This is a genomic window from Chryseobacterium sp. C2(2020) (genome assembly GCF_014218915.1).
In the GTDB taxonomy this organism is placed as follows: domain Bacteria; phylum Bacteroidota; class Bacteroidia; order Flavobacteriales; family Weeksellaceae; genus Chryseobacterium; species Chryseobacterium mucoviscidosis.
Map to the genome: position 1 here is coordinate 1 of NZ_JACLCT010000040.1, position 14428 is coordinate 14428.

General features: G+C 35.5%; 14 protein-coding genes. 5 read left to right on the forward strand and 9 right to left on the reverse strand.

The window, feature by feature from the left end; all coding sequences use genetic code 11:
- Window positions 1–473: 473 nt before the first annotated feature.
- From H6W52_RS17775 to H6W52_RS17805, 7 genes are all read right to left on the reverse strand, one after another.
- Entirely contained in the window at window positions 474–1040 is a 567-nt protein-coding gene (locus H6W52_RS17775) for a hypothetical protein (RefSeq protein WP_116099906.1), read from the reverse strand.
- Window positions 1041–1104: 64 nt separating this feature from the next.
- Window positions 1105–1812, reverse strand: a complete 708-nt coding sequence (locus H6W52_RS17780; protein ID WP_116099905.1) for a HEPN domain-containing protein — start codon at window positions 1810–1812, stop codon at window positions 1105–1107.
- Entirely contained in the window at window positions 1812–2936 is a 1125-nt protein-coding gene (locus H6W52_RS17785; protein ID WP_116099904.1) for a DUF262 domain-containing protein, read from the reverse strand. The genes H6W52_RS17780 and H6W52_RS17785 overlap by 1 nt, the downstream gene beginning before the upstream one ends.
- A gap of 85 nt (window positions 2937–3021) precedes the next feature.
- Window positions 3022–3597, reverse strand: a complete 576-nt coding sequence (locus H6W52_RS17790; protein ID WP_116099903.1) for a hypothetical protein — start codon at window positions 3595–3597, stop codon at window positions 3022–3024.
- Window positions 3598–3750: 153 nt separating this feature from the next.
- Window positions 3751–4788, reverse strand: a complete 1038-nt coding sequence (locus tag H6W52_RS17795; RefSeq protein WP_228408246.1) for a peptidylprolyl isomerase — start codon at window positions 4786–4788, stop codon at window positions 3751–3753.
- 81 nt (window positions 4789–4869) lie between these two features.
- The gene (locus tag H6W52_RS17800; protein WP_116099902.1) at window positions 4870–5379 is read right to left on the reverse strand and encodes a hypothetical protein; all 510 of its coding nucleotides are present in this window, start codon (window positions 5377–5379) and stop codon (window positions 4870–4872) included.
- 1266 nt (window positions 5380–6645) lie between these two features.
- Window positions 6646–7716, reverse strand: a complete 1071-nt coding sequence (locus tag H6W52_RS17805; RefSeq protein WP_108408762.1) for a branched-chain amino acid aminotransferase — start codon at window positions 7714–7716, stop codon at window positions 6646–6648.
- A gap of 84 nt (window positions 7717–7800) precedes the next feature.
- On the opposite strand from H6W52_RS17805, the gene mnmD reads away from it, so the two are divergent.
- Window positions 7801–8475, forward strand: coding sequence for a tRNA (5-methylaminomethyl-2-thiouridine)(34)-methyltransferase MnmD (gene mnmD, locus H6W52_RS17810; protein ID WP_116099901.1), 675 nt, complete (start codon window positions 7801–7803; stop codon window positions 8473–8475).
- 197 nt (window positions 8476–8672) lie between these two features.
- A complete protein-coding gene (locus tag H6W52_RS17815) occupies window positions 8673–9089 on the forward strand; it encodes an NUDIX domain-containing protein (RefSeq protein ID WP_087709834.1) in 417 nt (138 codons plus the stop codon).
- A gap of 30 nt (window positions 9090–9119) precedes the next feature.
- Here H6W52_RS17815 and H6W52_RS17820 read toward each other — a convergent pair whose 3' ends face one another.
- A complete protein-coding gene (locus H6W52_RS17820) occupies window positions 9120–9824 on the reverse strand; it encodes a DUF4294 domain-containing protein (RefSeq protein WP_116099900.1) in 705 nt (234 codons plus the stop codon).
- Window positions 9825–9875: 51 nt separating this feature from the next.
- Here H6W52_RS17820 and H6W52_RS17825 point away from each other — a divergent pair, with 51 nt between their 5' ends.
- The 3 genes from H6W52_RS17825 to H6W52_RS17835 all read left to right on the forward strand — a co-directional run bounded on the left by H6W52_RS17825 (window position 9876) and on the right by H6W52_RS17835 (window position 13776).
- Window positions 9876–10949 carry a M42 family peptidase gene (locus tag H6W52_RS17825; protein ID WP_116099899.1) on the forward strand — a complete coding sequence of 358 codons (1074 nt, stop codon included), beginning with the start codon at window positions 9876–9878 and terminating at the stop codon, window positions 10947–10949.
- Between the two features lie 39 nt (window positions 10950–10988).
- Complete coding sequence (gene rpe / locus H6W52_RS17830) at window positions 10989–11639, forward strand: ribulose-phosphate 3-epimerase (RefSeq protein WP_076390423.1); 651 nt, start codon at window positions 10989–10991, stop codon at window positions 11637–11639.
- 295 nt (window positions 11640–11934) lie between these two features.
- Complete coding sequence (locus H6W52_RS17835) at window positions 11935–13776, forward strand: alpha-L-fucosidase (protein WP_206608151.1); 1842 nt, start codon at window positions 11935–11937, stop codon at window positions 13774–13776.
- A gap of 54 nt (window positions 13777–13830) precedes the next feature.
- On the opposite strand, the gene H6W52_RS17840 is transcribed toward H6W52_RS17835, so the two are convergent.
- A complete protein-coding gene (locus tag H6W52_RS17840) occupies window positions 13831–14247 on the reverse strand; it encodes a nucleoside-diphosphate kinase (protein WP_076390425.1) in 417 nt (138 codons plus the stop codon).
- Window positions 14248–14428: the final 181 nt, after the last annotated feature.

A 14428-nucleotide genomic window follows, 5' to 3' on the forward strand; every position in this document is an offset into this window, starting at 1 on the left:
TTAGTATTTGTTCAATTCTAAAATATTAATTTTAGACATTAAGCACCTCATGTTTTTCTCCGAATTCACGTTATTTATGGAATAGCTATTTCGGGTGATTTATTTACAGTATGTCATGCTGAAAGCATCTAAACAAAGTTTTTAATGTATCGTTGAGATCCTTTCAGGATGACAAAAATGCTGCAAAGACATTCAGAGAGTCCAAACAATTTTACATTGAAAAAAAAATCTGCACAATCTACGCGAGATCTTTTCAAAAAGATTCTTCTTTCCATAATGCTTCGCAAAATTTCAATCAGAATGATAAGCGACCATTAAAGATTTTGGCAGAAAAAAGAATCATTAACAATTATTCATTGTTTTGTCTTTCTTTTAGTATTCGCAGTGTCACTCTGAGCCTGTCGAAGAGTCTCTGTAAAAATAAGACGGTGTCTTTCTGGAAGTCTTCCTCAGAATGAAAAGAAAACCATTGATTAACCTAAATCACCATTAATTTCCCTGATTAAAGCTTCCATTTCACCTCTGAAATCATCCTCAAAAACCAATGGTCTGTTGTCTGACTGAATCATATTTTTTATTTTTTCGCAGATGTCTATGAGTTTTCCGATTAAAGAGTTCTCTACGGGTGATGAGATTTTCCCCATTTTCAAAATGTTGGAGAAATAGTATTGCACTCCATCGAGAACAATACGCCGCTCTTTAGGATATCTCGTCTGATAAAGCGCACTTTCAAACAACTGTTGCAGTATTTTATAGGAATCCGGTGACAGCTTTCTTTGATATTCTAAAATTCTTTCTGCTTCGTTACCTTCCGAAAGGCGGATCGTACGTTCTGCAATTTTATAAACGATGCGGTAGTTTTCGATTCCTTTTTTTCGTTCTACGAACAGAATTCTTTCGGTATCGAAAGAGGGAATTTCCAGAAAATACAATTCTGCATACACGTCTCCCATGAGTGCATTCATGATTTTCACAAAGCTGTCGAGACTTCTATGGCTCGAACTGCTTCCGCAAGGTTCAAGATGGTTTCTTTCTAACATGGTTTTTAGATTGAGCGGAAATATTGATTACAAACCCTCAAAAGATTATATGAATTTTATGGACTTATTTTTTTGCTGTTATTAACAAATTATTAATATGTCTTTCCATCTCTTTTTCCAAGAGTTCTGCAAGAATTCGCAAAAATTTTAGAGCTTCGTTTTGGGAAAGTTTAGTTATATTTAGTGTATCTGCGGTGTGTGCAACAACATGTCTTACATTTACGATTTCATTTAATTTATCTTCAATAAAGGTGTTAGCAACTGAAGTTCCCCATTTAGATTCAAACCCAGTTTTTATAATTTGAAAAATATCATTAATTCCAATATCTTTAAATTTAGTTTTTACAGTATCTGCATTAGGATTACTGTTTGTATCTGAAAATATTATTGGATTTATATGTTCTCCTATTAAATGTTTACAAGCTGTTAAAACATCATCAATACGGTCAATTTTGTTTTTTATGATTCCATATTTAGGACCTTTCATTGGACTTTCAAGACTTTCAAAAACAATCTTAATTTTAAATTTGTCTGGTAATTTTTGAAAATCTATTGATGGCGGACTTGTATTGAGTTTTGATATATTATCTTCAAATAACTTTCTTAGATAAAACTCAAAAGCAGCGACCATAAGCACAGCCGCACCACCTCTCAAACCCATTATAAATGGTTGATTAGCCTGCTTTGTACTGTTATATTTTTCTCTTTCAATTAATTTTAAAGAAGCAGCAAGACCAAGAGATTCCTTAAAATTTGTAAAAGCGACTCCCATTAAATATAATTATTTAAAATTTCCTCAAACTTTTCAACTCTATATTGAAATCTTACAGGAGTTGCTGTAGATGATTCGATTGATTCTATAAATAAATTATCTTCGGTAAACAGTTGTTTAAAATCTCTTAGAATGGAGTCTTTATTAGCTAAAATACTTGCTTTGTCTTTTCCATATAATGATAGCATTTGAGAATCATATATAGGAGCCGAAATCTGCTGTTTCCATTTATTTCCTTGAGGAATCCATCTTCTAAATGCACCATCAAACCCAAATATCGTTTGAACCAAGTCAAGTGTACTTTGAAAATCCTTTTCCAAATCACTAATTTCATTTTTCTTTAAATCCTGATTATCATCTAAATAACCATCAAGAATATTCTTAAGACCTCCTTTATAATTCTTATAAATATCTTTTAAGGCAAAAAATCTAAGAACTAATTCTGCATCTTTCATTTCTTGATATATTCTTGATTTTGCTTTAGATTTTATTCCTAATACTTTATGAAAATTTTTATTTTCTGATAAATCTAATATTTTATCATTTAATAAACTAGGAAAAGCACTATTCCTAATTTCTTGAGCATTTAATTTAACACCTCCGGTATTCAATCTTTGAAACACCTCATATTTAATGTCCTTATCGGATTGACGTAATATAATTATAGCTCTAACTGTAGCTCTTATCTTCAATGAATTTTGAAATTCTATTGGTAGATCAAAAATATTTAATCCATTAAGATCTTTAAAAACTTCTAAATCTTTTAAATTTAATTTTCCTGTAACAAATTCACTTATTGCTGATAGTCTTTGCTTTCCATCTATTACACTATATTTTCCAAAATCATCTTCATTTAAAAATATTGGAGGTACAGGAACATTCATTAAAAAAGATTCTATTAACTTAGACTTTCTTGCTTCATCCCACCTAAATCTTCTTTGATATTTTGGGGCTAAATCAATAACTCTTTTAGTGATTAAATTACTTAAACTTTCCAAATTATAATCAATTGTACTTGTTAAAAGCTCTCTTTGCTTTTTTTCTAAAAAATTTATAAAAGAAGTTTCTTCATTCAAATTTTCATTTTCTTCAATATCATTTTTTAGGATTTCATTTTCAGTCATTTTAATAATAGTTTTGCATTTATAAATTAATTGTATAACAAATTCTTAAATATAATAATGTTTTCAATAAATAAAATCAAAAATTTTAAATTTTTTCCAAAATCTTCTTCGGCAGCACTTTTACCAATTGAGATTTGTATTCATTTTCGAGGATCACAAACTTCCAGTATTTTTTGTCTTTGGAAACGGCACAAGCTTTCATATTGGCGTTGATGACGTAAGAATTTTCCTTTGCAGCATACTGTACATTGTTTTTGCCGTATTTCTGAATCAGCATCGCTTGGATTTTCTTCTTCATGTCTTCATTCAGGGAACCGACATTGCATTTCAGCTTGAGAAAATAATTGACGATGGAGAAATATTCTTTATCAATCTGTTCCGGCTTTGCAATATTCCCAAACTTAAAATCCTGAACTTCAATCTTCATAAACGGATTGTTGTAGGTAATGTTCAGCATCTGCGTCATCTGATCTTTCGGAATCACCGTGAAAAATTTCGGATAGATGCAGTTCACCGACTGATCGATTTTCTTTGTTTTAATGGTATTCACGAAATACGACAGTGATTGTTTAATGGCTGCATCTTCCGGATTTGCCTTCGTCTGAGCAAAAGACATCAACGACAGGAACATGAACAGAAACAGGAATGATTTGGTTTTCATAATTTTAAATAGACAGTTGTTACGATTTTTAAAGAAGACGATTACTTCTTCTTTCCTTAAATCTGTCGCAGAAGTCCGGCGAATCGTTACAAAAAAACAGTAACGAAAAAAGCCATCCTTTCGGACGGCTTTCAGAATATTGTAAGATTCAGATTATTTTACTTTTACAAGCTCAACATCGAAGATCAACCATGCATTTGGCGGAATTACTCCTCCTGCTCCTCTTTCCCCGTAACCCATTGCCGGCGGAATCAGTAAAGTAGCGGTTTCACCTTCTTTTAACAAAAGGATTCCTTCGTCCCAGCCTTTAATCACTCTTCCCATCCCGATAGGAATTTCAATCGGCTCATTTCTCTTGAAAGAAGAATCGAATTCCGATCCGTCTACCAGTTTTCCTGCATAGTGTACAGAAACGTTATCCCCCGCTTTCGGAGCTTTTCCTTCTGTTGTTTTCGTGATTTTATAGTAAAGACCCGATTCTGTTTTCTGCATTCCTGCTTTCAGATCTTCAACCATTTTCTCCTGATTGGCTTTGAATTCAGCTTCTTTTTTAGCTTTTTCAGCCTCTTCTTTTGCTAAAAACGCTTTGTTGTTTTCTGCAATTTTAGCTTTTCCTTCTGTGAAGGTTTTTGCAGCATCGTAGTTTTTGTACTCGTCTCCTTTGCTGAAAACGGAAACTTTTTCCAAAACGATGTCAGTTTTAGGCTTATCCTGCGCTCCTTTTTCTACATTAGCAATCGCATCGATTACATCCTCTCCTTTTACCACTTTCCCGAAAATCGTGTGTTTTCCGTCTAACCAAGGCGTCGCAACTTCTGTGATGAAGAACTGGGAACCGTTGGTATTCGGACCCGAATTCGCCATAGAAAGCACCCCTTTTCCGGTATGCTTAAGATCGTTTCTTTCGTCCTCGAATTTATATCCCGGATCTCCCATTCCAGTTCCCTGAGGATCTCCCCCCTGAATCATGAAATCTTTAATCACTCTGTGGAAAATCGTTCCGTCATAATAAGGAACGCCTTTCGCTTTCGCTTTGTTATCGATTTTTCCTTCTGCAAGACCAATAAAATTAGCCACAGTTACCGGTGCTTTTTTATCCTCGAATTTTACGATCAAATTACCTTTTGTCGTCTGAAGATTCGCATAAAGTCCGTCATTAAGACCTTCGTAAGTTTCTTTGTCTACGTTCATTTTTTTATAAATTGGTGTACAACTCATCAGCGAAACACTTGCCGCCGCCAGAATTATATTCTTGTTAAACAATTTCATGGATTATAATGCTTTTAATTTTATGATTAGTGGGATGTCATTATCTATTTTCTTCTCATCTCCGTACGTTCCATACGCCAGTGCAGACGGAACCAGAAGCGTAACTTCCTCACCGTCATGTATAAAACGCAAAGCATCTTCTACCGCCTTCAGTTCATCAAAATGACCGAATTTGGCATCTCTTCTTGCGATCGGCTGATCGTAGATTTTCGTCTGATCAAAGTCGTACAGGTCGTAAGAATAAGAGATCAGCGTATTGTCCTGCCTTCTCTGCCTTTGGTCAAAACCTTCCGTATTCGTCCAGTAATTAAGCTGCGTAGGATAAAACTTTACCGACTGATTGCCGATCCATTCCTGAATATGGTATCTTTCCTGTGCATTCAGATTTTTCATCCTGTTTTTGGAAACATCCAGATCGTTCTTGCTGAGAACGCCGCCAACGGGAGGATGAGTCTGCGCATTTTTGCTGCAGCTCAGTAAACCCAGTATCGATATGAAGAGTATTTTTTTCATAAACTTTTGCGAAAATACACATTTCGGGAATCAATTACAAAACTTCAGGAACTTATTGAATTAAAAACTGTGACAATTTCCCTGTCTTCCTGAGTGTGAAACAGTCGAAGGATTATGATGTAAATTTCCACTGCTCTTGAAAGGAATTGTATTTTTTTGGAGCTTTATCGCGCTTTCCGCACTCGCTATTTTTTTAGTTTACGGCGCGGCTTCGCCGCGCCGTAAACTAAAAAAATGAGCTCAGACAATTGCTCCAATCCCGGCTAGGATTACAAACGTTCCTTACAACACCTAAACAAGTACAGCTTGTTATTTTATTCAAATCTTTAACGAGTCATGTCATTCTAAATGAAATTTTGCGAAGCAATATGGAATGAAGAATCTTTTGCTTTATCGCTCGCAGATTACGAAGATTTTTTTTTCAATGTAAAATTGTTTATCCTTTCTCAAATCCATTGACAGCATTTTTGTCCTCCTGAGAGGATTTCAACGATACATTGAGAACTTTCCTTAGATGCTTTCAGCATGACAAACATACTGTAAATAATTTAACAGATTGTGCTGATTTTTCTACTTAATCATCTGCTAAATTTGCAAAATCTGCGAGAGATATTAATCATGCAGCTTGTCATCCTGAAAGGATCTAAACACAGGACTTTTAAAGAACAACAATCTATAAATAAATGGCTCGAAAAAAGCTCTTCGACAGGCTCGCGAACACTAAACGAAAGACAAAACAATGAATAATTGTTAACAATTCCTTTTATCTCCAAAAATCTTTAACAATCCCATGTCATTCTGATTGAAATTTTGCGAAGCATTATGGAATGAAGAATCTTTTGAATAATCTCCCGCAGATTGTGCAGATTCCGCAGATTTTTTTTCAATGTAAAATTGTTATTCTTTCTCAAATCCATTTACAGCATTTTTGTCATCCTGAAAGGATCTAAGCAAAGTATAATATATGAATTTTAAAAACAGCGATAAATAAGACATCCAGAATAAAAAACTCTGTGGAGTTTTATCTGTGTAGAAATCATATTTAGGCTTACGTTCGGCGTTCCGTAGGAACGCTATCTTTAGAAAATTTATTGAGAATTATAGATATCAATCCTATGGATTGATTGATAGACTTATTCTTATTTCTACACAGATTCTGCTCCTAAAGGAGCAAGTATCTTTACTTTAAACTACTTAACTGATAAAAATTTAAAACAAAAAGCCGGAAAAAATTCCCGGCTTTACAATATCTAACGTTTAAAAAAATTAAACTGTTTCCAATACGTGGTCTACTAAAACTCTCCATCCGAAAGGATCGTCTGAAAGGTTTGTCTGAAGATTCACAAGGTCGTTTTTCAAAGTAACTGCGAAGCTTTCTTCGTCTGATAATCTTGGCAATTCAAGCTTTTCTCCTTTGTAACCTAAAGCCTGGAAAACGGTAGTAACCACTGCTGTTCCTACTCCCCAAACTTCTTTTAAAGTTCCGTTTTTCTGAGCTTCTACAACGTCCAGAACTTTAATCGGTTCTATTTTTACTTCAATTCCTCTTTTCTTCGCCAACTGAATAAAGCTGTCTCTTGTAACGCCGTCAAGGATTTTTTCTGAAGTCGGAGGTGTATAAATGGTATCGTTGATTCTTACAAAAACGTTCATCGTTCCGCTCTCTTCGAAATATTCGTGAGTAGCATCATCCGTCCAGATAATTTGCTCATATCCTTCTTCAATTGCCAACTGTGTCGGGTAGAAAGAAGCCGCATAGTTTCCGGCAGCTTTCGCAGAACCTACTCCACCGCTTGCCGCTCTTGAATAATGGTCTGAAATTTTTACAGAAACAGGTTCTGTATAATACATCTTTGCAGGAGTTGCAACGATCGCGAACATATATTTATTGGCAACTCTCGCCTTCAATGCTTCTTCAGTAGCGAAAATCAATGGTCTGATGTACAAAGACATACCTTCACCGGAAGGGATCCATTCTCTGTCGATATCAACCAATGCTTTCAGTCCGTCCAAAAACATTTCTTCCGTTATTTCCGGCATGGCAAGACGTTTTGCCGACTTATTGATACGTTCAAAATTCTTTTCGGGCCTGAAAAGGAAAACCTGTCCGTCTTTGTCTTTATAGGCTTTCATGCCTTCAAAACAAGCCTGTCCGTAATTTACACCCATCATTGCCGGTGTAAATGCCAAAGGACCATAAGGAACCAATTTTACATCACCCCATTTTCCGTTTTCGTACTCACAGATGATCATATGATCGATAAAAGTATTTCCGAATGAAAAATTGTTTGGGTCGAATGTAGAAATTCTTGAGTTTTCAGTTTTTTGAATTATCATTTCTAAAATTTTTTATGAGGTTCTACAAATTTAACATAATTTTCTAAATATAAAAATTTTAGAGTAAATTTGTAAAAAAATAGCTTGAAAAGAGAAATTAAGACCACAAAAGACGGCAGCAAAACACTGTTTATCAATGATTTAAATGAAAACTATCATTCACACCATGGTGCATTACAGGAAGCCGAACACGTGTTTATCAAAAATGGATTAAATCTGATAAATGATTACGAAATTAATATTTTAGAACTCGGTTTTGGAACAGGTTTGAATGTTTTGGTAACAATTAATGAATATTTAAAAACTGACAAAAATCATATCATCAACTATTTTACCCTTGAAAAATACCCCATAAATGAATCGGAAATTAACGATTTAGCCTATTTTGAACTCTTCGATAACTCCGAATTCAGAAATATTTATCAAAAAATTCATCTGGCAGAATGGGAAAAATCAGAAGAAATCATTAGTGGTTTCAACTTAAAAAAGATAGAATGTGATTTTTTTGATCTGAAGAATATCGATTTACCCGCAATAAATCTGGTATATTACGATTGTTTCGGCGCAAGAGTACAGCCCGATCTCTGGGAAAAGCCCCTTTTTGAAATGGTTGCTGATAAAATGGCTGTTAACGGATTATTAACAACCTACTCTTCGAAAGGAAGCGTAAGAAGAATTCTTCAGGAACTGAATTTTAATGTTGAAAAAAAACAGGGACCTCCGGGAAAAAGAGAGATGATTAATGCAGTGAAGTTGTAAGGAAGGAAGATGGAAGCTTGAGGCTGGAAGATGGAGGTTTTACTACTTGATGTTTTATAGTCTGCAAAGTTTTGAGTTTATACCTTATTAAGCGGGAAATAGCTTTAAAAAAAATTAAAATCAGTCGTAAACTTCCAGATCATGTCTTCGGGCGTCCGACAAATTTTCCCTAAATTAGCTTTAACAAATTATTATATATGATAGATAAGATCAACATTAGAGTTTACGCCTGTGCGGTAAAAGATAAAAAAGTCCTTACTTTATTTGAAGAATATGCAGGTGAACCTTTAATGAAATTTCCGGGTGGCGGACTGGAGTTTGGAGAAGGATTAATAGATTGTCTGCATCGTGAATTCGATGAAGAGCTGAATGTGAAAATAGAAGTTGTGGAACATTTTTATACGCAGGAAGATTTTCTGGTTTCGCGTTTCAGAGAAAATGAACAGCTTCTTACCATATATTATATTGTAAACATTATTGACGAAGGCGATTTCCTGATTCTCGATCCCTGCATTGAAAAAACAGAATGGATTGAGATCGACAGACCGGACAATCCGTTTCCGTTGCCCATCGACAAAATTGTTTTTGATAAATTAAAAGAAAAATTCCTGTAAAAGCTTTACAGGAATTTTTTATGATCGATATTATTTGTAGACTTTAAAGCTGCTTGCTCCGGAATAAGGCTGAAGATAACCAGAATTCCAATTAGATTGAAGCAGGGATTCCAGATATTCGTCGGTTCTGTTTTTGTGCGGATCGTAAGGATCTTTAAGATCAATATCTGCCATTTTTCCTTTTACATTCCACCAGAATGCGCTCCATCCTCCTCTTAATTCTTTAATGATTTCGTAGACATTTTTTCCGGTTGCTCTGTTCATCAGTTTGGCAAAAACCTGCCCTTCTGTTGTCGTAAGATCACGAAGCTGTTTTTCGTACTGGTCGGCTAGAATATTCTGTCGGTCTCTGATGTATTTTCGTTTTGCCTTACTGTCCATATTCGTCATTTCTCCCTGAATATCTCTGTATTGCTGTAAAGCGGTTAAAAATAAAGGATATACTCTGTAAAGCTTTTTATTTAAGAAATAATAATAGTTTCGATCCAGCTGATTATTGAATTTAGGTTTATTCAGCAAAACCAGCTCATCCATTACTACCACAGTTTCCCCGTTGATTTCATAGATTCTTGCTTTCTGCCTTTCATCATAGAAATATTTATTGCCGAATTCGTCTGTTTTCAAAAGTTCTGCAGGGTACTGACTTAAAGGTTTCGCAATGACGGAATCCTTCTGAGCCGAAATACTGACTCCAAAAAAGAAGAGAAAAAGACAAATAATCTTACTAAAATTCATTATTTTTACGCGTATTAGAACAAAAATTGAACGCAAAAATCATTCCTTTTTATGAAATTTGAAAAGAAATCTTTAAAATTTTTAGAGAAATATTTAAACACTTCATCTCCAACAGGATACGAACATGAGGGACAGAAAGTATGGATGGACTACATTAAACCTTATGTAGACAAAATTGAAGTGGATCATTACGGAACCTGCTACGGAATCATTAATCCTGAAGCAGAATTTAAAGTGGTGATTGAAGCACATGCTGATGAAATTTCTTGGTATGTAAATTATATTACAGACGACGGATTGATCTACGTGATCCGAAACGGAGGTTCTGATCAGACAATCGCTCCGTCCAAAGTGGTTCATATCCACGGTGAAAACGGAATTGTAAAAGGCGTTTTCGGATGGCCTGCAATCCACACCAGAGCCAACCAGAACGAACCGACTCCGAAAATTGAAAATATCTTCATCGATTGTGGTGCAACTTCCAAAAAAGAAGTGGAAGAAATGGGAATTTATGTAGGATGCATGATTACCTACCCCGATGAATTCTTCGAAATGAATGACCGTTATTTCGTTTGCAGGGCGTTAGACAACAGAATCGGTGGTTTTATGATTGCTGAAGTGGCAAGACTTTTAAAGGAAAATAAAAAAACAATTCCGTTCGGATTATACATTACCAATTCCGTTCAGGAAGAAGTAGGTTTGTATGGAGCAGATATGATTGCGGATACCATTAAACCGAACATTGCCATCGTTACAGACGTTACGCACGATACCACCACTCCGATGATCGAAAAGAAAAAAGAAGGTGACCAGAAATGCGGAGACGGACCGGTGGTTTTCTTCGCACCAAGCATTCATCACACCATCAGAGAATTGATTATCGACACCGCAAAAACGAAGAAAATTCCTTTCCAGAGAGCAGCAGCGAGCCGCGCTACGGGAACAGACACCGACGCTTTCGCGCATTCTAACGGCGGCGTTCCGAGTGCATTAATTTCTTTACCTTTGCGTTATATGCATACCACAGTGGAAATGGTTTCCAAAGAAGACGTAGGAAATGTAATCCAACTGATCTACGAAACACTTCTGAGAATTCAGCCGGAAATGAAACTGAAGTATCATTAACAGAAGTAAAAAGAGACAAGTTAAAAGTAAAAAGTAAAAATGAAAACGAAGCTTATTGCTCCATCCCTTTTATCCGCAGACTTCGGGAACCTGCAAAGAGACATCGAAATGCTGAACAATTCTCAGGCAGACTGGTTTCACGTAGACGTAATGGACGGGAGATTTGTTCCGAATATTTCGTTCGGATTTCCGGTAATGAAAACCGTTCAGCAGCACGCTAAAAAATTTGTAGATGTGCATCTGATGATTGTAGAGCCTGAAAAATATGTGGAAGAATTCATTAATCACGGAGCGGATCTTGTATCGGTGCATTACGAAGCGTGTACTCACCTTCACAGAACGATTCATCATATTCAGAGTCTGGGTGCAAAAGCCGGTGTTGTGCTAAATCCTTCCACTCCGGTTCTGATGCTGGAAGATATTATTGCAGATGTGGATCTTGTTTTGCTGATGAGTGTAAATCCGGGATTCGGAGGGCAGAAATTCATCGAAAATACTTATAAGAAGATTGCTGAAACAAAAGACCTGATCTTAAGCAACAATTCTACCGCTTTAATTGAAATCGACGGTGGTGTAAATATCGACAACGCCTCTAAACTTTTCGAAGCCGGAGCCGATGTTCTGGTTGCAGGAAATGCAGTTTTCTCAGCAGAAAATCCGGAAAGAACGATCGAATTACTGAAAATTTAATTTTATTTCAATACAAACAAAAAGGCAACTCCGTTGAGTTGCCTTTCTTCTTAATGAAAATCTGAGCCTTTAATGGTTATTAGTTTTGAAGAGTTTAATGCTTAAATTTTCCTTCTCTAATGCTGATGTAAAGATGGCAATAAATAAGGACAAAAACATCCGTAAAAACACGGAATTTTAATCTCGGTATTTCTACTTAACCCCGAAGAACAGGAAGGTTTTAATTATTCAATAATAAATACAGGAGCTCTATAAAGTTCTTTTTAAGTATTTTTAGATCATAAAAAGAAAAAACGTGAAAGGGAAATTAATCGGCATATTGTTTTTAAGTCTGGTTTTATCTTCAGGAAAATATCCTGCACAGAATCAGTCACAGGAAAATCAAAAAATGGAATGGTTTCAGGATGCCAAACTCGGAATTTTTATTCACTGGGGAATTTATTCTGTGAACGGAATTCCGGAATCATGGTCTTTTTTCAATAATTACATCAGCCATGAAAATTACATGAAACAGCTCAATGGTTTTTCGGCTGCAAAATACAAACCTGATGAATGGGTAAAGCTGATTAAAAATTCCGGAGCAAAATATGCCGTGATTACCACAAAACATCATGATGGCGTCGCACTTTGGGATTCAAAAGCTGAAAAATCGACCACCATTCCTAAAAATTCCTTAGCCCAAAAAAATGTACTTTCTCCGTTTATCTCTGCATTAAAAAATTCCGGAATGAAAACTGGACTTTACTATTCTCTTCCCGACTGGAGCCATCCTTATTACGATATCAATACCCGGACAAAAAAACGTTACGAAATTAAAAATGATCCGAAACGCTGGGAAAATTTCGTCACCTATTATCAGAATCAATTAAATGAACTTTCACTACAATTTAAGCCCGATCTTTTGTGGTTTGATGGCGATTGGGAACACTCATCAGAAGAATGGCGCGCTACGAAAACTCTGGAAAATTTAAAAAAATTCAATCCGGACATTATCGTTAATTCCAGACTGAAAAATCATGGAGATTACGAAACTCCGGAACAGGGAATTCCTGTGGTAAAACCTCAAAGCAATTACTGGGAACTTTGCTACACCATGAATGATTCATGGGGATTTCAGCACTTCGACAATCATTATAAAACTCCGAATATGATCGTAAGAACTTTGGCGGATGTGATTAATATGGGCGGAAATCTACTGTTGGATATCGCTCCGAAAGAAGACGGAACCATTCCGGAACAGCAGGTTGAAATTTTAAAGAACTTAGGAAGATGGACAACAAAAAATTCCGAAGCCATTTATGGAACAACACGAGGTTTGCCATTCGACAATTATAAAGGAAAATCTGCATTTTCAAAAGACCGGAAAAAAATATTTCTCTATCTTGAAGAAGCCAAAGACTTTGTAAAAATATATGGTTTAATGACCAACATTATTTCTGCCAGAATTCTTGGGGACGATAAAGCGAAGATTGATATTAAAAGTAACGGTAACGGAGATTTCACTTTCAATTTTTCCCATGTAAAATTTGATCAGGACGTAACCGTTGTTGAAATATCAATTGACGAACCTATGATCAGAGTACAAAATGATAAGCCCAATTTATCTCTTCCTGAATCTTTAGAAAATAAGAATACGAAACTGGCAGTCTATGAAATTGCAGAACAGCTTCATTCAGGAAACAACATCTTCAAAAATTCAGGTTTAACAGAGGACGGAATGGAAATGAAACTTCCCAAAACCGGCAAAACCAATCCCGAAATTCTAAACTGGATCAGCAAACACGCAGAAGCACTTTATGAAACCGAAAAAGGGCTTCCAGAAGGTCATTTTTCAGGAAACTCTGTACTTTCCAAAGACAAACAAACCCTTTATCTTTTTGTGGAAGGAATTCCGACCGGACCGATCGCTTTAAAAGGTATTAAAAACGAAATTGCCCGAATCCGTATTGTGGGTGAAGGAACTTTATTAAGCCATGAAATGTACAATAAGCTTTACTGGAGTGAGGTTCCGGGAATTATTTATATTGACGTACCCAAAGAGAAACTGGATAAAAATCTAACTGTTATTACCGTTCTTCTTGATAAACCGCTCGAATTATACCGTGAAAAAGTTGGCGCAATTGAAAGCAATCTGTAAAAAAACAAAATCCGAAGAAGTTTCTCCGGATTTTTTATTTTGAAATGATTTTTCTTAGAAAATTTCTCTTCCTGAAAAATGGAATTTTGCTTCGATAAGAGCGTTTTCGTCAGAGTCAGAACCGTGAACAGCGTTTTCTCCGATGCTTCTTGCAAACATTTTTCTGATTGTTCCTTCTGCAGCTTCAGCAGGATTAGTAGAACCGATTAAAGTTCTGAAATCTTCTACCGCATTGTCTTTCTCAAGAACAGCAGCAACGATAGGTCCAGAACTCATGAAATCTACCAATTCTCCGTAGAATGGTCTTTCAGCGTGAACTTCATAGAATTTTTTTGCATCTGCAACAGTAAGTTGAGTCAATTTCATTGCTTTGATTTTGAAACCACCTTCTGCGATCTTTCCTAATATAGCACCGATATGTCCGTCTGCAACTGCATCTGGCTTAATCATAGTGAATGTAATGTTAGACATAAATGTATATTTTTTTAATGGCGCAAAAATACAAAAAATTCTTTTGATTTTAATTTTAAAATATTTTTAACATAAAAATAACATTTGTTAAGGTTTTATGAACGAAACTTTGGCACAGTAATTGTTGATTTTATTGTGATTCTCATGTTTAATTTGAGTTTTCATGGTTATTAGTTTTTAC

What these genes read in the sequence shown, in the direction of transcription:
- H6W52_RS17775 (WP_116099906.1), bottom strand. Translation starts at nt 1,040, where the DNA reads ATGTTAGAAAGAAACCATCTTGAACCTTGCGGAAGCAGTTCGAGCCAT.
- H6W52_RS17780 (WP_116099905.1), bottom strand. Translation starts at nt 1,812, where the DNA reads ATGGGAGTCGCTTTTACAAATTTTAAGGAATCTCTTGGTCTTGCTGCT.
- H6W52_RS17785 (WP_116099904.1), bottom strand. Translation starts at nt 2,936, where the DNA reads ATGACTGAAAATGAAATCCTAAAAAATGATATTGAAGAAAATGAAAAT.
- H6W52_RS17790 (WP_116099903.1), bottom strand. Translation starts at nt 3,597, where the DNA reads ATGAAAACCAAATCATTCCTGTTTCTGTTCATGTTCCTGTCGTTGATG.
- H6W52_RS17795 (WP_228408246.1), bottom strand. Translation starts at nt 4,788, where the DNA reads ATGAACGTAGACAAAGAAACTTACGAAGGTCTTAATGACGGACTTTAT.
- H6W52_RS17800 (WP_116099902.1), bottom strand. Translation starts at nt 5,379, where the DNA reads ATGAAAAAAATACTCTTCATATCGATACTGGGTTTACTGAGCTGCAGC.
- H6W52_RS17805 (WP_108408762.1), bottom strand. Translation starts at nt 7,716, where the DNA reads ATGATAATTCAAAAAACTGAAAACTCAAGAATTTCTACATTCGACCCA.
- H6W52_RS17815 (WP_087709834.1), top strand. Translation starts at nt 8,673, where the DNA reads ATGATAGATAAGATCAACATTAGAGTTTACGCCTGTGCGGTAAAAGAT.
- H6W52_RS17820 (WP_116099900.1), bottom strand. Translation starts at nt 9,824, where the DNA reads ATGAATTTTAGTAAGATTATTTGTCTTTTTCTCTTCTTTTTTGGAGTC.
- H6W52_RS17825 (WP_116099899.1), top strand. Translation starts at nt 9,876, where the DNA reads ATGAAATTTGAAAAGAAATCTTTAAAATTTTTAGAGAAATATTTAAAC.
- rpe (WP_076390423.1), top strand. Translation starts at nt 10,989, where the DNA reads ATGAAAACGAAGCTTATTGCTCCATCCCTTTTATCCGCAGACTTCGGG.
- H6W52_RS17840 (WP_076390425.1), bottom strand. Translation starts at nt 14,247, where the DNA reads ATGTCTAACATTACATTCACTATGATTAAGCCAGATGCAGTTGCAGAC.